The organism is Isoptericola sp. b515 (assembly GCF_030588125.1).
Classification (GTDB): Bacteria; Actinomycetota; Actinomycetes; order Actinomycetales; family Cellulomonadaceae; genus Isoptericola; species Isoptericola sediminis.
The window spans coordinates 1-16,784 of sequence record NZ_JAUQYR010000005.1; the positions used below are offsets into that span (position 1 = coordinate 1).

The 16,784-nt window shown below is 74.7% G+C and carries 16 protein-coding genes; 13 read left to right on the top strand and 3 right to left on the bottom strand.

Features of this window, described 5'->3' with window-relative positions; genetic code table 11:
- Positions 1-516: 516 nt before the first annotated feature.
- The 12 genes from Q6350_RS13790 (at position 517) to Q6350_RS13845 (ending at position 13,230) form a co-directional block, all read left to right on the top strand.
- A complete protein-coding gene (locus Q6350_RS13790; protein WP_304603820.1) occupies positions 517-1,203 on the top strand; it encodes a hypothetical protein in 687 nt (228 codons plus the stop codon).
- Positions 1,200-2,210, top strand: coding sequence for an HAD-IIA family hydrolase (locus tag Q6350_RS13795; protein WP_305066493.1), 1,011 nt, complete (start codon positions 1,200-1,202; stop codon positions 2,208-2,210). Before Q6350_RS13790 ends, Q6350_RS13795 begins: the two co-directional genes overlap by 4 nt.
- Before the next feature lie 74 nt (positions 2,211-2,284).
- Positions 2,285-2,470, top strand: a complete 186-nt coding sequence (locus tag Q6350_RS13800) for a hypothetical protein (RefSeq protein ID WP_171245879.1) — start codon at positions 2,285-2,287, stop codon at positions 2,468-2,470.
- Positions 2,470-3,360, top strand: coding sequence for a TlyA family RNA methyltransferase (locus tag Q6350_RS13805; protein WP_304607630.1), 891 nt, complete (start codon positions 2,470-2,472; stop codon positions 3,358-3,360). Before Q6350_RS13800 ends, Q6350_RS13805 begins: the two co-directional genes overlap by 1 nt.
- The gene (locus tag Q6350_RS13810; RefSeq protein WP_171245877.1) at positions 3,357-4,295 is read left to right on the top strand and encodes an NAD kinase; all 939 of its coding nucleotides are present in this window, start codon (positions 3,357-3,359) and stop codon (positions 4,293-4,295) included. The genes Q6350_RS13805 and Q6350_RS13810 overlap by 4 nt, the downstream gene beginning before the upstream one ends.
- Before the next feature lie 2 nt (positions 4,296-4,297).
- A complete protein-coding gene (recN, locus tag Q6350_RS13815) occupies positions 4,298-5,998 on the top strand; it encodes a DNA repair protein RecN (protein WP_304604443.1) in 1,701 nt (566 codons plus the stop codon).
- Between the two features lie 6 nt (positions 5,999-6,004).
- Positions 6,005-7,195 (top strand): putative cytokinetic ring protein SteA, encoded by a 1,191-nt coding sequence (steA, locus tag Q6350_RS13820; protein WP_304603823.1) that lies wholly within the window; start codon positions 6,005-6,007, stop codon positions 7,193-7,195.
- A gap of 40 nt (positions 7,196-7,235) precedes the next feature.
- Positions 7,236-8,282, top strand: a complete 1,047-nt coding sequence (locus Q6350_RS13825) for a copper transporter (RefSeq protein ID WP_305066495.1) — start codon at positions 7,236-7,238, stop codon at positions 8,280-8,282.
- Positions 8,282-9,169: a hypothetical protein gene (locus Q6350_RS13830; protein WP_304603825.1), complete on the top strand. Its 888-nt coding sequence runs from the start codon at positions 8,282-8,284 to the stop codon at positions 9,167-9,169. The genes Q6350_RS13825 and Q6350_RS13830 overlap by 1 nt, the downstream gene beginning before the upstream one ends.
- Complete coding sequence (murJ, locus tag Q6350_RS13835) at positions 9,166-10,812, top strand: murein biosynthesis integral membrane protein MurJ (RefSeq protein ID WP_305066496.1); 1,647 nt, start codon at positions 9,166-9,168, stop codon at positions 10,810-10,812. Before Q6350_RS13830 ends, murJ begins: the two co-directional genes overlap by 4 nt.
- Before the next feature lie 79 nt (positions 10,813-10,891).
- On the top strand, positions 10,892-12,577 hold the full coding sequence (locus tag Q6350_RS13840; protein ID WP_305066497.1) for a CTP synthase: 1,686 nt from the start codon (positions 10,892-10,894) through the stop codon (positions 12,575-12,577).
- Entirely contained in the window at positions 12,574-13,230 is a 657-nt protein-coding gene (locus tag Q6350_RS13845; RefSeq protein WP_304603828.1) for an NUDIX hydrolase, read from the top strand. The genes Q6350_RS13840 and Q6350_RS13845 overlap by 4 nt, the downstream gene beginning before the upstream one ends.
- A 16-nt stretch (positions 13,231-13,246) precedes the next feature.
- On the opposite strand, the gene Q6350_RS13850 is transcribed toward Q6350_RS13845, so the two are convergent.
- The 3 genes from Q6350_RS13850 to Q6350_RS13860 form a co-directional block, all read right to left on the bottom strand.
- Positions 13,247-14,200: a heme A synthase gene (locus tag Q6350_RS13850; RefSeq protein ID WP_304607632.1), complete on the bottom strand. Its 954-nt coding sequence runs from the start codon at positions 14,198-14,200 to the stop codon at positions 13,247-13,249.
- A gap of 66 nt (positions 14,201-14,266) precedes the next feature.
- Positions 14,267-15,043 carry an ABC transporter permease gene (locus Q6350_RS13855; RefSeq protein ID WP_304607633.1) on the bottom strand — a complete coding sequence of 259 codons (777 nt, stop codon included), beginning with the start codon at positions 15,041-15,043 and terminating at the stop codon, positions 14,267-14,269.
- The gene (locus tag Q6350_RS13860; protein ID WP_304603831.1) at positions 15,040-15,996 is read right to left on the bottom strand and encodes an ABC transporter ATP-binding protein; all 957 of its coding nucleotides are present in this window, start codon (positions 15,994-15,996) and stop codon (positions 15,040-15,042) included. The genes Q6350_RS13855 and Q6350_RS13860 overlap by 4 nt, the downstream gene beginning before the upstream one ends.
- 39 nt (positions 15,997-16,035) lie before the next feature.
- Here Q6350_RS13860 and Q6350_RS13865 point away from each other — a divergent pair, with 39 nt between their 5' ends.
- Complete coding sequence (locus tag Q6350_RS13865; protein WP_304603832.1) at positions 16,036-16,662, top strand: HdeD family acid-resistance protein; 627 nt, start codon at positions 16,036-16,038, stop codon at positions 16,660-16,662.
- Positions 16,663-16,784 lie beyond the last annotated feature (122 nt).

Here is a 16,784-nt window from a genome sequence, read left to right on the forward strand (position 1 = left end):
CAGCGCCGATGGTACTGCCCTGGAGACGGGGTGGGAGAGTAGGACGCCGCCGGACACCCTTCACAGCAGGCCCCCCACCACAGGTGGGGGGCCTGCTGCTGTGTGGGCGACTCCACACGCGCCCACCGCAGCCCGCGGGGGGCCGGTTCGCGGGCCGGCCGACGGACATGGGAGAATCGGGCGTTGCCCAGTCACGAGAGGACCACAGTGAACGACACGCCGCGCGGCACCCCGGATTCCGGCGACGGACACGACCCGCGCCGGGGAGCGCCACGCGGAGGTTCGCGCGGGGGAGCCCCTCGGGGCCGCCCGTCGCGGGACGGTCGTCCCGGACGTGGCGACCAGCCCCGCCGTGGGAACGACTCGCGTCGTCGCGACGGAGGCCACCCGCACGGCGGTCACCGGGACCGCGCGGACGACCAGCACCGTGGCAACCGCGGTGCGCCCCGGGGCGATCGACCCTCCGCCCCGGCCGACCGTGGCCCCCGTGACCCGCAGCTCCCCGAGGACGTGCACATGCGTGACCTCGACAAGGAGGCACGTGCCCGGCTGCGCGGACTGAGCAAGGAGAACGCCGAGCGGGTGGGCGCCCATCTCGTCATGGCCGGTCGCCTGCTCGACAGCGACCCGGAGCTCGCCTACGCCCACGCCCAGGCGGCGGTCCGCCGTGCCGGGCGCATCGACGTCGTGCGCGAGGCCGCGGGGATCGCCGCCTACCGCACCGGACGCTACGCCGAGGCGCTGCGCGAGCTGCGCACGGTGCGGCGCCTGAACGGCTCCTCTGAGCACCTGCCGTTGATGGCCGACGCGGAACGCGGGCTCGGGCGTCCGGAGCGCGCGATCGCGCTGGCCGGGTCCGAGGAGGCGCGCACGCTCGACGCCGCGGCGCGGACGGAGCTGGCCATCGTCGTCAGCGGCGCCCGCACCGACCTCGGCGAGCACGACGCCGCACTGGTGGTGCTTGACCGCATCCCCGCGTCGGAGCGACGTGGTGACCTCGGTCTGCGCGTCCTGCAGGCGCGGGCCGTCGCTCTGGAGGCTGCGGGACGGTCCGACGAGGCCGCGACGGTCCTGGCAGGTGTCGACCCGGTGGCGCTCGAGCGGGCCATCGGTGCCGCCGCGACGCCCGACGAGGACGTCGTCGTGTTCGACGCCTACGACGAGTCGGCCGACGAGGGGAACGAGGCGGAGGACGACCGGTGAGCGCCGGTCTCGAGGCCTGCGACGTCCCGCTCGCCGAGGCCTACGACCTCGCTCTCGTCGACCTCGACGGGGTGGCCTACCAGGGTCACCTGCCGATCGACCACGCGGCCGCGAGCCTGGGCTCGGCGCGTGACACCGGCCTGCAGTTGCTCTTCGTGACCAACAACGCCTCGCGTGAGCCCGAGGAGGTGTCCGGCCAGCTGAGCGACCTCGACATCCCCACGTCACCGGACGAGGTCATGACGGCTGCGCAGGCCTGCGCCAGCCTCCTCTCCTCGCGCCTCGCGCCGGGGGCCCGCGTGCTGGTCGTCGGCGGACGGGGACTGGTCACCGCGGTGCGCGAGGCGGGTTTCGAGGTCGTCGGCAGCGCCGACGACGCGCCGGACGCCGTGGCGCAGGGATTCGCCCCGGAGCTGGCGTGGGCCGACCTGGCCGAGGCGGCCTACGCGGTCGCCGGCGGCGCCTGGCACGTCGCGAGCAACCGCGACATGTCCCTGCCGACCGCCCGGGGCTTCGCGCCCGGCAACGGTGCGCTCGTCGCGGCCGTCGTCGCCGCGACCGGGATCGAGCCGGACAGCGCGGGCAAACCCTCGCCGACGATGTACCGCCTGGCCGTCGACCGCGTCGGTGCCGAACGACCCCTGGTGATCGGGGACCGGCTGGACACCGACCTGGCCGGTGCCCGGGCCGCCGGCTACGCCGGCCTGCACGTCCTGACCGGGGTCTCCTCGGCCCGGGACGCGGTGCTGGCCGAGCCGGGCCTGCGCCCGCACTTCGTGGGGGCGGACCTGCGGTCCCTCCTCGAGCCGCACGAGGCACCGTCCCGCGAGGGCGGCTGGTGGCGGTGCGGTGACCGGGCGGCCCGCGTCGTCGACGGCCGGCTCGAGCTCGACGACCAGGGCCCCGCCGGCATCGACGTCGTGCGGGCAGCCTGTACCGCCGCATGGAGCGCCGCCGACGACGGCGAGCAGGTCGCCGCGGACAGCGTGCCGGAACTGACCGCCTGAGGGCTCCTGTGCGTCGGGACGGCCGGACGGGCCCGACCAGGTAGCGTTGAGCAGGATCGATCGAGGGGAGTGCCATGTCGGACGACGCGACCGCCGTCGGCGACCAGCCGACCGACCGCACCACCTCTCTCGCCCCGCTGGACGGGCTCGACGACCTGCCGACGACCGAGCACCCGGCGCGTTTCGAGGCCGTGCACGAGCACCTGCGGGCGCGTCTGGACGACCCCGAGGGCTCGAGGACGGACGGAGCGGAGGCCTGATGCCCAGCCGTGCCGACAGCGAGCTCGTGCGGCGCGGACTGGCCCGGTCCCGTCGCCAGGCCACCGCGTTCGTCGCCGAGGGGCGGGTCCTGGTCGACGGGACCGTCGTCACCAAGGCGTCCGCACCCGTCGGCGACGACGACCGTCTGACCGTCACCCCCGACCCGGACGATCCCGGCTACGCCTCACGTGCCGGCGGCAAGCTCGCCGGGGCGTTGGACGCCCTGTCGCGGCAGCCGGCGGGTCGTGCCCTGACGGACCGGCTCGCCGGCGCCCGCTGCCTGGACCTGGGCGCCTCCACCGGCGGGTTCACCGACGTGCTGCTGCGTCGTGGGGCGTCGCACGTCGTCGCGATGGACGTCGGGCACGACCAGCTCGTCGACGCGCTGCGCAGCGACCCTCGCGTCACCGTCGTGGAAGGGTTCAACGTCCGCGACCTCACGCCCGACGACCTGCCCGTGCCGCCCGACGTCGTCGTCGGTGACCTGTCGTTCATCTCCCTGCGGCTCGTGCTGGGTCCGGTGGCCGCGTCCGTCCCGCCGGGGGCCGACCTGCTGCTCCTGGTCAAGCCGCAGTTCGAGGTGGGGAGGGACCGTCTCGGCAGCGGGGGCGTCGTCCGCGACCCGTCGCTGCACGCCGCGGCGGTGACGGACGTCGTCACGGCAGCCGCCGGCCACGGGCTCGTGCCACGGGCCGTCGTGCCCAGCCCGGTGCCCGGGCCCAGCGGCAACCGGGAGTTCTTCGTCTGGCTGCGTCGTTCGGCCGAGGTCGCCACGGCCGACGACGGCGCCGTGCGGCAGGCGGCGGACCGGTCCGCCGCCTGGGAGCCCGACGGCCAGCTGCCGCCGGTGATCGCCGTGGCCCGGCCCGGCACGGGAGGTGAGAGATGACGCGCCGCGTCCTGATCGTGACCCACGCGGGCCGTCCACGCGCCGTCGCCGCGATGTCCGAGGCGGTCGAGGAGCTCGAGGCGGCCGGCTTCGAGGTCACGCTGCACGACGACGACCTCGCCGAGACCTTCGGCGACCGGATCTCCTCGGTCCGGCTGCGCGAGGGCGTCGCCGAGTCCGAGGTCGTCATGGTGCTCGGCGGGGACGGCACCATCCTGCGCGCCGCGGAGCTGACGCACGGCACGGACGTGCCCCTGCTCGGGGTCAACCTGGGCCACGTCGGCTTCCTCGCCGAGTCCGAGCGCGAGAACCTGCACGACGCCGTGCGCCGGCTGGCGGCCCACGACTACGTCGTCGAGGAGCGGCGCGTGGTCGACGTCGTCGTGCACCGGCCGGACCAGGACGAGCCCGTCACGGGCTGGGCGCTGAACGAGGCCACGATCGAGAAGGGTGACCGCGAGCGCATGCTCGAGGTCGGGATCGCCGTCGACGGTCGTCCGCTGAGCTCCTTCGGGTGCGACGGCGTGCTGGTCTCGACCGCGACCGGCTCCACGGCGCACGCCTTCTCCGCCGGGGGACCGGTGATGTGGCCGGACGTCGACGCCGTCCTGCTGGTGCCCCTGTCCGCCCACGCGTTGTTCTCCCGGCCCCTGGTGATCAGCCCGCGCTCGGAGTACGTCGTGGAGGTCCTGGAGCGCAGTCCCGTCCCCGGCGTGCTGACGTGCGACGGCCGGCGCAGCATCGAGCTGCCCGCCGGCTCCCGCGTGCACGTCCGCAGCGGCGCGATCCCGCTCCGGTTCGCCCGCCTGATGCCGGCCCCGTTCACGGACCGGCTCGTGTCCAAGTTCAACCTGCCCGTCATCGGCTGGCGGCAGGCCGCCGACGGGTCGGCGCGGCGGTCCGTGCCCACCGACCAGGGCCAGAAGGAGGCGTGAGGGTGCTCGAGGAGATCGCGATCGAGGACCTCGGGGTCATTCGCTCGGCACGGGTCCCGCTGTCCGCGGGCCTGACCGTGATCACCGGTGAGACCGGTGCGGGCAAGACCATGGTGCTGACCGGGCTCGGGCTGCTCATGGGTGGCAAGGCCGACCCGGGCGGCATCCGGCCCGGTGCCGAGCGGGCCGTCGTGGAGGGCCGGATCGACCTGACCCGTCACCCCGAGGTCGTCGGACGGGTCGACGACGCCGGGGGCAGCGTGGACGACGACGGCTCGGTCGTGGTCGTGCGCACGGTCGCCGCGGGCCGGTCCCGCGCCCACCTCGGCGGACGCGGAGTGCCCCAGGGGGTCCTGGCCGAGGTCGCCGACGAGCTCGTGACGGTCCACGGGCAGTCCGACCAGCTGCGGCTGCGGACGCCGGCCAAGCAGCGCGAGGCTCTCGACCGGTTCGCCGGGTCCGAGCACGCGGAGGTGCTGTCCGCCTACCGCACGGCGTGGACCGAACGGGCCGGGCTGCGGGCCGAGATCGACGACCTGACGTCGCGCGCCGCCGAACGCGCCCGCGAGGCGGAGCTGCTGCGGCTCGGGCTGGCCGAGGTCGAGCGCATCGACCCGCAGCCCGGCGAGGACGCGGAGCTGACCGCCCTCACGTCGCGGCTCGGCAACGCCGAGGAGCTGCGGCAGGCCGCCCAGCGGGCGCACGACGCCGTCGTCGGCCTCGACATGGAGACCGAGGGGTCGGCCGTGCACGCGCTCGAGCAGGCCCGTCGCTCCCTGGAGGCCGTCGCGGAGGCGGACCCGGCGCTCGGCGAGCAGGCCGGGCGGCTCGCGGAGGCGACCTACCTCGTCAACGACGTGGCGACCGAGCTGTCCGGCTACGTGGCCGACCTGCAGGCCGACCCGGCCGCGCTGGAGACGGCGCACCAGCGACTCGCGGAGCTCGGCACGCTGACCCGCAGCTACGGCGACACCGTCGACGAGGTGCTGCGCTGGGCCTCCGACGCCGGGCTGAGGCTCCTCGACCTGGACGACGGGGACGACCGCGTCACCGCGATGCGCGACCGGGTCGTCGAGCTGGACGACCGCCTCGCCGAGCTCGCCACGCGGGTGACGGCGGGGCGTCGGGCCGCCTCCGACCGGCTCGCCGAGGCGGTCACCGCCGAGCTGTCGGGCCTCGCGATGTCCGGGGCGCGCCTCGAGGTCGAGGTGCGCGGGACCGACCCCGGGCCCTCGGGTGCGGACCAGGTCGCCTTCCTGCTCGAACCGCACCCCGGGGCCCCCGCCCGCCCGTTGGGCAAGGGAGCCTCCGGCGGTGAGCTCTCGCGCGTCATGCTGGCGGTCGAGGTCGCCCTGGCCACGGCCGGCGACGAGCCCGTGCTGCCCACCTTCGTGTTCGACGAGGTCGACGCCGGGGTCGGGGGCCGCGCCGCCGTGGAGGTCGGCCGCCGCCTGGCGCAGCTGGCCCGTCGCACCCAGGTGGTGGTGGTCACGCACCTGGCGCAGGTGGCCGCGTTCGCGGACGCCCACCTGGTCGTGACGAAGGCGACCGAGGGCGACGACGTCACCGTCACCGGGGTCCAGCAGGTCGCCGAGGACGACCGGGTCCGCGAGCTGGCGCGGATGCTGTCCGGCCAGGAGGACTCCGCGACGGCACGTCAGCATGCCCTCGAACTTCTCGAGTCCTCGGCCGTGGGACGATAGGCGGCGATGAAAATGATCCTGCGCCGGGCCGACCGCAGCCCCGACACCAGCGACGACGCCGACGGCGGGGGCACGGCGCGCGTCGGCGCGCGGACCAAGGACCTCACCAAGCGGCTGCGTCCGGGCGACGTCGCCGTCATCGACCACGCCGACATCGACCGGGTCGCCGCCGAGGCGCTGGTGGCCGCCGGCCCGTGCGCGGTGCTCAACGCCGCGCCGTCGACGACCGGCCGCTACCCGAACGCGGGTCCCGACATCCTGCTGCAGGCGGGCATCATCCTGGTCGACGACCTCGGTCCGGAGATCATGACCGTGCACGACGGCGCGCGGGTGACCGTCGAGGGCGGCGCCGTGCTCGTGGACGGTCAGCGCTTCGCGACGGGCACCCGGCAGACGCCCGAGACCGTGGAGCGGGACCTCGCCGCCGCGCGCGAGGGGCTCTCCGACGAGATCGAGCGGTTCGCCGAGAACACGCTGTCGTACCTGCGGCGTGAGCGCGACCTGCTGCTCGACGGCGTGGGCGTGCCGGACGTGCGCACCGAGATCGACGGCCGGCACGTGCTGATCGTCGTGCGCGGGTACCACTACCGCGAGGACCTCGCGATGCTGCGCTCGTACATCGCGGAGAACCGGCCCGTGCTGGTCGGTGTCGACGGCGGGGCGGACGCCATCCTGGACGCCGGGTACCGGCCGGACATGATCGTCGGGGACATGGACTCGGTCTCGGACCGTGCACTGTCCTGCGGCGCCGAGATCGTCGTGCACGCCTACCGCGACGGCAACGCCCCGGGACTGGAGCGCGTGCGGGCGCTGGGGGTCGACCCCGTCGTGTTCCCGGCCACCGGCACCAGCGAGGACATCGCGATGCTGCTCGCCGACGACAAGGGCGCCAAGCTGATCGTCGCGGTCGGCACCCACGCCACCCTGGTGGAGTTCCTCGACAAGGGCCGCGCCGGCATGGCGAGCACCTTCCTGACCCGGCTGCGGGTGGGCGGCAAGCTGGTCGACGCCAAGGGTGTCTCCCGGCTGTACCGCACCAGGATCTCCAACCTGCAGCTGACACTGCTGTCGCTCGCCGGCGTGGCGGCGGTCCTGGCCGCCCTGTGGTCGACGGCAGCCGGGCAGACCGCGTTCGGGCTCGTCGGAGCCCAGATCGACGACCTCGTGTCGTGGATCGGTAGCCTCTTCGGCGGCTGAGCCGCCCGCGATCCCCTCGACCTAGGAGCACCCCGACCCCGTGATCGACTTCCGTTACCACCTCGTCTCGCTGATCAGCGTCTTCCTGGCGCTCGCGGTCGGCATCATCCTGGGCGCCGGCCCCCTGCAGAACGCCATCGGGGACCAGCTCACGGACCAGGTGGAGGCGCTGCGCGTGGAGCGCACCGCCCTGCGCGACAGCCTCACCGCGACCGAGGCGGAGCTCGCCGACCTGCAGGCGTACGCCCTGGGGGCCGGTGCCGAGCTGGTCGACGGCTCGCTCGAGGACGTCAACGTGGCCGTCGTGGACGTCGACGGCATCTCCGAGACCCTGGAGCTCGACGTCGTGAACCAGCTCGAGGCCGCCGGGGCCCGGGTGGTGGCCCAGTCCTCGATGACCGAGTCCTGGGACGCCGTCGACGACTCGGTGCTCCGCGACACGGTCGCGGACGGCCAGCGGGGCCGTCTCGAGGACATGGTCGCCGAGGACGCCACCACGTCCCAGGTGCTCGGCACGGTGCTGGGCGTGGCCCTGACCGAGGCCGACGAGCAGACGCCGGGACAGCGCAGCGACCGCGCCGTCGAGCTCTACCAGCTGCTCACCCAGGTCGGCCTCGTCGACTCCCGGTTCGCGCCGTCGGCGCCCGCGGACGCGGTGCTGCTGCTCACCGCGGGTGCGGCCAAGGACGACGGTGCACCCGGCTCGGAGTCGCCGGAGGTGGACGAGGACGTCGACGTGCCGAGCACCGTGGTGACGCTGCAGTCGGTGGCGGGCACGGTCGTCGTGGCCGGCCCGACCGCGGTCGACGGCGACCTGCTCACCGAGCTGCGGGCGACCGAGGAGGTCGTGGCGTCCACGAGCACGGTCAGCGGGATCGAGCAGGAGACCATGCGGATGAACGTCCCGCTGGCGATCGCCGCGCAGGCGGCCGACGAGGTCGGGCAGTACGGGTTCGAGGAGGACGCCGAGGCCGTGCCCCCGGTGGTCCGGGCCCCCGACGGGGAGGACACCGCGCAGGAGTCCGGTGGCACGGCCGGTGACGAGGCGTCCACCGGGGACACCGGGACGACCGGCGAGGACTCCTGATGCGGTCGCTCCGTCTGCTGGCGGCCGGGCTGTCCGCCGCCGTGGCGACCGCTGTCGCGCGCCGGGTGCTGGAGTCCGCACCACCCGGCGGGCGCGAGCGGTGGACGCGGACGAACCATCGCGACGAACCCGTCTCCATGCTGGAGGGCCCGGCGGCGGCCGCCGGGCTCGTCGTGGGAGCGGTCGTGGGCGGTGCCGACACCAGGACGCGTGCGGCGCTGGTGACGGCGACCACGGGCGCCGCGGCGTTCGGCGTGGTGGACGACCTCGCCGAGGACACCACCACCCGCACCAAGGGGCTGCGGGGTCACCTGGGCGCGCTGTCGCGCGGCGAGGTCACGACCGGCGGCCTGAAGGTCCTGGGTATCGGGACGACGGCGCTCCTCGCCGCGGCGGTCGGGACACCTCGTCGGGGCGGTGCGGCCGGGCACCTGGCGGACGTCGTCGTCAACGGCGCGCTGATCGCCGGCACCGCGAACCTCGTGAACCTGCTCGACCTGCGCCCGGGCAGGGCGCTGAAGGCCTCCGCGGCGCTGTCCGCGGGGGTGCTCGCCGCACCGGGCGGCGGGACCACGGGTGCGGTGCTGGGTGTCGCGGCGGCGTCCGCGCCCGCCGACCTGGCCGAGCGCGACATGCTCGGCGACGGTGGGGCGAACGCTCTGGGTGCCTTCGTGGGGGCGCAGTGGGCGGTCTCCGCGTCCCGCCCGGTCCGGGTCGGGGCGCTGGCCGCCGTGGTGGGGCTGACGCTCGCGTCGGAGCGGGTCAGCTTCTCCACCGTCATCGACCGCACGCCGTGGCTGCGGCGCCTCGACCGGCTCGGTCGGCGCCCCGCGGCACCCGCGGCGGTCGCGGGCCGGGCGCCCGACGCCGGGGGCGCGGCCGGGTGAGCGCGCCGGGCGCTCGGCGGATCGGCTCAGCGGTCGCCGGCGCGGCGGCACTGATCACCGTCGTCACGCTGGCGAGCCGGGTCGTCGGGTTCGGGCGCTGGCTGGCGCAGGCCCGGTTCGTGGGAACCGACGGGGTCGACGCCCCCCTCAACGCCGCGAACCTGCTGCCGAACGTCCTGTTCGAGATCGCGGCCGGCGGCGCCCTGACGGGTGCCGTCGTCCCGCTGCTGTCCGGGTTCCTCGTGCGCGGGGACCGGCAGAACGCCTCGCGGACCGCCTCGGCGCTGCTGGGCTGGACCGTCGTGGTCCTCGTCCCGGTCGCCGGTCTCATGGCGCTGCTCGCCGACCCCCTGGCCGAGCACGTCCTGCGGCTGCACGACCCGGTCAACGTGGCCGTCGCGGCGGACTTCCTGCGGGTCTTCGCCGTGCAGGTGCCGCTGTACGGCCTGGCCGTCGTCCTCGGCGGCATCCTGCAGGCCCACAACCGCTTCTTCTGGCCGGCGTTCGCGCCGCTGGTCTCCAGCCTCGTCGTCATCGGGGTCTACGCCCGCTTCGGGCAGCTGGCCGAGGGCAACCAGCAGGACGTCGCCGAGCTCACGTCCCAGGCCCTCGGCTGGCTCGCCTGGGGCATGACGGCGGGGGTGGCGTTCCTCGCGCTGCCGCTGGTCGTGCCCGTCGCGCGGACGGGCCTGCGGCTGCGCCCCACCCTGCGCTTCCCGGACGGCGAGGGCCGGCGGGCCGCACGGCTGGCCTCGGCGGGCATCGGCGCGCTGGTCGCGCAGCAGCTCGCGCTGCTGGCCACGATGGCGTCCGCCAACGAGGCCGGGGGTGACGGGACCTGGACGATCTTCCTGTACGCCCAGAACGTCTACTTCCTGCCGTACGCGGTCCTGGCCTTCCCGATCGCGACGAGCGCCTTCCCGCGGTTCTCCGAGCTGGCCTCCCAGGGACGCGGCGACGACCTCGCGCGGCTGGTGTCGTCGACCACGCGGGTCCTCGTGGTCGTCTCGGCGGCCGGTGCCGCCGCGCTCGTCGCCGCGGCGCCGCTGGTCGAGAACGTCTTCGGCGTGGTGGCGGACGGGGACGCCGACGGGCTCGCCGCCGCGCTGGCCTGGATGGCACCCGGCCTGCTCGGCTACGCCCTGATCCTGCAGCTGTCGCGCCTGCTGTACGCGGTCGGCGCCCCCCGGGCCGCGGTCGTGGCGACGGCGTCCGGCTGGGTCGTCGTCGCCGTCGGCGTCGGGCTCGCGGTCCCGGTCTTCGCCGGGGGAGCGGACGCCGAGCAGGCCGTGCTGGCCTGGTTGGGCGGGGCCACCACGGTCGGCATGACCGTCGCCGGTGCCGCCCTGCTGCTGGCGGTGCGGCGCCGGGTCGGGGTACCCGCCCTGCGCGGCGTGGTGCGCACCGGTGGTGTCGCGGTGCTCGCCGGCGCGCTCGGCGCGGTCGCCGGGCGCTGGGCGGTGCCGGTCGTGGATCGTGCCACGGACGACCTCGAGGCCGCCTGGATCGCCGCCGACGTCGGCTGGGGGCTGCTCGCGGGGCTGCTCGCGGCGCTCGTGGTCCTGCTCGCGGCGGCGGTGGCCGACCGGGGCGTGCGGTCGCGGGCCCTCGGCACGGGGCGACGGCTGCTGCGACGCCGGTGACCCGCTGTGCCGCACGGCACGCTCCCGACCCCCGTGTCCCGCACGCCGAGCGGGCGGGGTTCGGTTAGCATGGAGTTCCGTGGCTGACACCGTGAACCGAACCTCCCGTTCCTCGAGCCGCGCCGGTGCCACGCACCCGACGCGCCACATCTTCGTGACGGGCGGCGTCGCCTCGTCTCTCGGCAAGGGGCTGACGGCCTCCTCCCTCGGACGCCTGCTGCGGTCCCGCGGCCTGCGGGTCACGATGCAGAAGCTCGACCCGTACCTCAACGTGGACCCGGGCACGATGAACCCGTTCCAGCACGGCGAGGTGTTCGTCACCGAGGACGGCGCCGAGACCGACCTGGACATCGGGCACTACGAGCGCTTCCTCGACGTCGAGCTCCCGGCCTCGTCCAACGTGACCACCGGCCAGGTCTACTCCCGCGTCATCGCCAAGGAGCGCCGCGGGGAGTACCTCGGCGACACGGTGCAGGTCATCCCGCACATCACCGACGAGATCAAGCTGCGGATGCGGGACCAGGCGGGCCCCGACGTCGACGTGATCATCACCGAGATCGGCGGCACCGTCGGAGACATCGAGTCGCTGCCGTTCCTCGAGGCGGCCCGCCAGGTGCGCCACGAGCTCGGCCGCGACGACTGCTTCTTCCTGCACGTGTCCCTCGTGCCGTACATCGGGCCCTCCGGCGAGCTGAAGACGAAGCCGACCCAGCACTCGGTCGCCGCGCTGCGCTCGATCGGCATCCAGCCGGACGCCATCGTGCTGCGGTCCGACCGGACCGTGCCGACCCCCATCAAGCACAAGATCGCGATGATGTGCGACGTGGAGAACGAGGCGGTCGTCAACGCGGCGGACGCGCCGAGCATCTACGACATCCCGCGCGTCGTGCACTCCGAGGGGTTGGACGCCTACGTGGTGCGCCGGCTCGACCTGCCGTTCCACGACGTCGAGTGGGGCGGCTGGAACCGTGTCCTGGAGCGGGTGCACGCCCCCGAGCACAACGTCGAGATCGCGTTGGTCGGCAAGTACATCGACCTGCCCGACGCCTACCTGTCGGTCACCGAGGCCCTGCGCGCCGGCGGGTTCGACAACGACACGCGGGTCGGGATCCGCTGGGTCGCGGCGGACGACTGCGCCACGCCCGCGGGGGCCCAGGAGGCCCTGGCCGGTGTGGACGCCGTCCTCGTGCCCGGCGGCTTCGGGGTGCGCGGCATCGACGGCAAGGTCGGGGCGCTGCGCTGGGCGCGTGAGAACCTCGTACCCACCCTGGGCATCTGCCTCGGGCTGCAGTCCATGGTCATCGAGTACGCACGCAACGTGCTGGGGCTGACGGAGGCGTCCTCGACGGAGTTCGACCCGGACTCCGCCGACCCCGTCATCGCGACCATGGCCGAGCAGCTCGCCATCGTCGGCGGCGACGGGGACCTGGGTGGCACGATGCGTCTCGGTGCCTACCCGGCGGCCCTGGCCGAGGGATCCGTGGCGGCCAAGACCTACGGCACCACGGAGGTCTCCGAGCGGCACCGGCACCGGTACGAGGTGAACAACCTGTACCGCGACCGGCTGGAGGAGGCCGGGCTGCGGATCAGCGGCACCTCGCCCGACGGTGACCTCGTGGAGTTCGTCGAGCTCCCCGCCGACGTGCACCCGTACTACATCAGCACGCAGGCGCACCCGGAGTTCAAGTCCCGGCCGACGGGCTCGCACCCGCTGTTCTCCGGCCTCGTCGCCGCGGCCCTGGAGCGCCAGGGCGCGACCGCATGAGCGGCCGGACGTCGGAGGTCGTCGCGGGCCGGGACGAGGTCGCCCCGCGGCCCGTCGTCGGCCGGACCACGGTGCATGCCGGCACGGTCTTCGACCTGGTGCGCGACGACATCGACCTCGGCGACGCCGGCGTCGTGACGCGTGAGTACCTGGACCACCCCGGAGCCGTCGCGATCGTCGTCCTGGACCCGCAGGACCGGGTCCTGCTGCTGCGCCAGTACCGGCACCCGGTGCGCACCGTCATGTGGGAGGTGCCGGCCGGGTTGCTCGACGTCGACGGCGAACCCGCCGTCGAGGCGGCGGCGCGCGAGCTCGCCGAGGAGGCCGACGTCGTCGCGGACCGCTGGGACGTGCTGGCCGACTACGCGACGACGCCCGGTTTCAGCAACGAGTCCGTGCGGATCTTCCTGGCGCGGGACGTGCACGAGGTGCCGGAGGCCGAACGCCACGAACGGCACGGCGAGGAGGCCGAGATCGTCACGGCGTGGGTGCCGCTGGACGAGGCGGTCGCCCACGTCCTCGCCGGTGAGCTGCACAACCCGTCCGCCGTGACGGGCATCCTGGCCGCGGCGGCGAGCCGCGCCGGCGGCTGGGCCTCGCTGCGACCTGTGGAGGCGGAGTGGCCCCACCGCCGGGGAGTGCTGCCCGACTGACCGCGGGCGTGGTGGGTCAGGCGCGGGTGCGCAGCCGCAGGACGGCGTTCGCCGTCGCCCACACGAGCAGACCCGCGCCCAGCATGTGCAGGGCGACGAGGATCTCGGGCAACCCGGTGAAGTACTGGACGTAGCCGACCGCGCCCTGTGCCAGGGTCACGGCGAGCAGGAGCCACGCGCCGGCCCGCGCGCGGCGCACGAGCGGGTCCTCGGCAGCGTCAGGGGTCCGGTGCAGCAGGACCAGCAGCACCGTGAGCACCCCGACGAACAACCACACCGAGGCCGAGTGGGCGCGTGTCATGAGCAGCGGGTCGACGGCCAGGCGGTAGCCGACCTCCGCGTCCCCGGAGTGCGGTCCGGCGGCGGTGACGGCGACGCCGAGCAGCACGACGGGCACCACGAGCAGCGCCAGGGCACGCCCGGCGAGGGTGACGGTGCGGGGTCCGACCGGGGTCGGGGCCCCGTCGCCCTCGCAGTGCCGGTGCAACAGGTACGCGGCGAGCCACACCAGCGCCGCCGAGACGACGAAGTGCAGCGAAACCCACGCCGGGTGGAGGTCGAGCAGGACGACGACGCCGCCGATGACGGCCTGGGCGACGACGCCGGCCAGCGGGACGACGCCGAGCCACCGGTAGGCACGCGACCGGCGGCGGTCGGTGAGGACCAGGAGCAGCACGAGCACCGCGATCGCCGCCAGGACGAACGTCAGGAGCCGGTTGCCGAACTCGATGTACGGGTGGATCCCGACCTCGGCGTGGAAGACGGGGGTGAAGCTCCCGGGCTCGCACTGCGGCCACGTGGAGCATCCCAGCCCGGACCCGGTGAGCCGCACGGCGCCCCCGGTGACGATGATGCCGATCTGGGCGATCACGTTGGCGATCAGCACGCCCCGGGTCCAGCCGCGGAACCGGGCGAGCCGGTCACGGCGTGCGGGGGTACGGGAGGCCTCGGCGGGTGCGGACGTGCTCACAGCACCACGGTAGCCGCTGCGGCGGGCCGTTCTCGCCCGTCGTCGGGGTCATGGGTGTGATGTCGGTCAGTGCCAGCGGAAGAGCCGTCCGGCGCCGGCACCGAAGGCCGCCGTCCAGGCCACGAGCACCACGACGCTCAGCGCGGGCACGCCGTCGCCCAGCAGGGCGCCGCGCAGTCCTTCGCCGAGGGCCCCCGAGGGCAGGAACGCCGCGACGTGGGCCAGCGGCCCGGGCAGCTCCGCCGGGGGCACGATGAGCCCGCCGCCGACGACGAGCAGCACCAGCACGAGGTTGGCCACCGCGAGGACCCCTTCCGCGCGCAGGGTCCCGGCCAGGAGCAGGGCGAGGGCGGTGAAGGCCGCGGTGCCGAGCAGCAGCAGACCTGCGGCGGGCAGCAGCCCCGTCGGCTCGGGCCGCCACCCGAGGGCGAGGGCGACGGTGCCGATCACGACGACCTGGACCGCCTCGACGGCGAGCACCCCGAGGACCTTCCCCGCCAGCAGCCCGCCGCGTCCCAGGGGCGTGGTGGCCAGGAGGCGCAGCACGCCGTTGCGCCGGTCGAAGGCGGTGGCGATGGACTGCGAGGTGAAGGCCGTGGTGACACAGGCCAGGGCGAGGACGCCCGGGGTGACGAAGTCGATGCGGGTCGCGCCGGCGGTGTCCAGCTCGACGACGGAGGTCCGCACCAGGCCCACGAGCAGGAGCACGGGCACCACGATGGTCACGAGGAGCTGTTCGCCGTTGCGCAGGATCGCCCGGGTCTCGAACCCGGCCTGGGCCGCGACGCGCCGGGCGGGAGAAGCCGCGCCGGCGTGCACCGCGGGGGTGGTCGAGGGGCTCATCGCAGGTGCCGTCCCGTCAGGTCGAGGAAGACGTCTTCGAGGGTGCGCCGTCCGACGGTGACCCGACGTGCCAGCACGTCCTGCTCGGCGAGCCACGCGGTGAGCGTCGCGAGCGCGGCCGGTCCGGCGTCGCCGGTCACGGTGTACACCCCGGGGGACGGCTCGGCGGCCGTCCAGGCGTCGCCGTCGTCCTCGGCGAGGAGGGTCGCGAGCGCGGCCACGTCGAGGCCGGGCCGAGCCTCCAGACGGATCGTGGGCGAGGACCCGGGACCGGCCGCCACGAGCTCGGGCACGCTCCCGGAGGCGATGACGCGTCCGTGGTCGACGACGTGGACGAGGTCCGCCAGGTCCTCGGCCTCGGCCATCAGGTGCGTGGTCAGCACGACGGCGACCCCCTCGTCGCGCAGCTCGCGGACGAGGTCCCACACGGCGTGCCGGGACTGCGGGTCCAGCCCGGCGCTCGGCTCGTCGAGGAACACGACCTCGGGGCGCCCGACCACGGCGGCCGCCAGCGCGAGCCGCTGGCGCTGGCCCCCGGAGAGGCGGCGGACGGTGGTCCGGGCGAAGGCGTCCAGACCGAGCCGCGCGGAGAGCTCGTGCAGGTCACGGGGCGCCGCGTACATGGCCGCCACGTGGCGGAGCATCTCCGCGGCCCGCACGCCGGTCGGCAGGCCGCCGTCCTGGAGCATCACCCCGACGCGGGGTCGCAGGCGGGCGGCGTCGGCGACGGGGTCCAGGCCGAGAACGCGGACGGTGCCTCCGTCGGGGGAGCGCAGGCCCTCGCAGCACTCGACGGTGGTGGTCTTGCCGGCGCCGTTCGGGCCGAGCACCGCGGTCACCGCTCCGGCGGTAGCCTGCAGATCGAGCCCGTCGACGACGTCGCGGCCGGCGTAGGTCTTGCGCAGGCCGCGCACGACGACGGCGGCGCCGGGTGGCGCATCGGTGGTGGGCACCCGAGGATTCTACGAGGCGACGGAACCCAGGGAGCGACGATGTCCTTCTACACCTTCACCCCGCCGGCCGACCTGGCGCAGATCGCGCGACGGATCTGGTACTGGCCGGTCGTCCGCGGCGTCCTGGCCGTGGTCTTCGGCCTGCTGGCCATGGTGCTCCCGCGCGACGTCCCGGACCTGCTCGTGCAGGTCTTCGGCGCGTTCGTGCTCGTGGACGGCCTGGTCTCGCTCGTGGACGGCCTGCGTCGCCGCGGGACCCCGGCGGGTTCGGGCAACCTCGGCATCGGCGTGGTGGCCGTGGCGTTCGGCGCCGCGCTGCTGTTCCTGCCCGGGGTGTTCCTGACGATCGCCGTCGTGCTGGTCGGGATCTGGGCGATGATCTTCGGCCTGCTCCAGATCGTGGGGGCGTTCGCGGTGCGTGGCAGGGGAGGGGCCTCGTGGCTGCTCAGCCTGCTCTCCGGGGTCCTCTTCGTCGCGCTGGCGGTGGTCTGCTTCGCCAACCCCGGCACGGCGATCACCGCGATGGCCGTCGTGGTGGGCGTCTTCGCCGTCGTGATCGGTGCGGCGCTCATCGCCCTGGGGGTCAAGCTCCGCTCGATCGGCCGGCAGCCCGGTCCGGCCGGGTCCGGTCACGACGTCATCGAGGGCGAGATCGTCGAGGAGTGATCGACGGTCACGCCGGGCGAGGTGAACCGCCGGTGAAACCTCTGTGACGTCGGTCCCGACGCCCGCACGAACGTGCCGGTCGCGGGGTTCGGTGAGGCATGCCTTGCTTGACATTCGCAATT

Bases quoted from the DNA above. Each gene is read 5' to 3' on its own strand.
- Q6350_RS13790 (WP_304603820.1), top strand. From the start codon at position 517: ATGCGTGACCTCGACAAGGAGGCACGTGCCCGGCTGCGCGGACTGAGC.
- Q6350_RS13800 (WP_171245879.1), top strand. From the start codon at position 2,285: ATGTCGGACGACGCGACCGCCGTCGGCGACCAGCCGACCGACCGCACC.
- Q6350_RS13805 (WP_304607630.1), top strand. From the start codon at position 2,470: ATGCCCAGCCGTGCCGACAGCGAGCTCGTGCGGCGCGGACTGGCCCGG.
- Q6350_RS13810 (WP_171245877.1), top strand. From the start codon at position 3,357: ATGACGCGCCGCGTCCTGATCGTGACCCACGCGGGCCGTCCACGCGCC.
- steA (WP_304603823.1), top strand. From the start codon at position 6,005: ATGAAAATGATCCTGCGCCGGGCCGACCGCAGCCCCGACACCAGCGAC.
- Q6350_RS13830 (WP_304603825.1), top strand. From the start codon at position 8,282: ATGCGGTCGCTCCGTCTGCTGGCGGCCGGGCTGTCCGCCGCCGTGGCG.
- Q6350_RS13845 (WP_304603828.1), top strand. From the start codon at position 12,574: ATGAGCGGCCGGACGTCGGAGGTCGTCGCGGGCCGGGACGAGGTCGCC.
- Q6350_RS13855 (WP_304607633.1), bottom strand. From the start codon at position 15,043: ATGAGCCCCTCGACCACCCCCGCGGTGCACGCCGGCGCGGCTTCTCCC.
- Q6350_RS13865 (WP_304603832.1), top strand. From the start codon at position 16,036: ATGTCCTTCTACACCTTCACCCCGCCGGCCGACCTGGCGCAGATCGCG.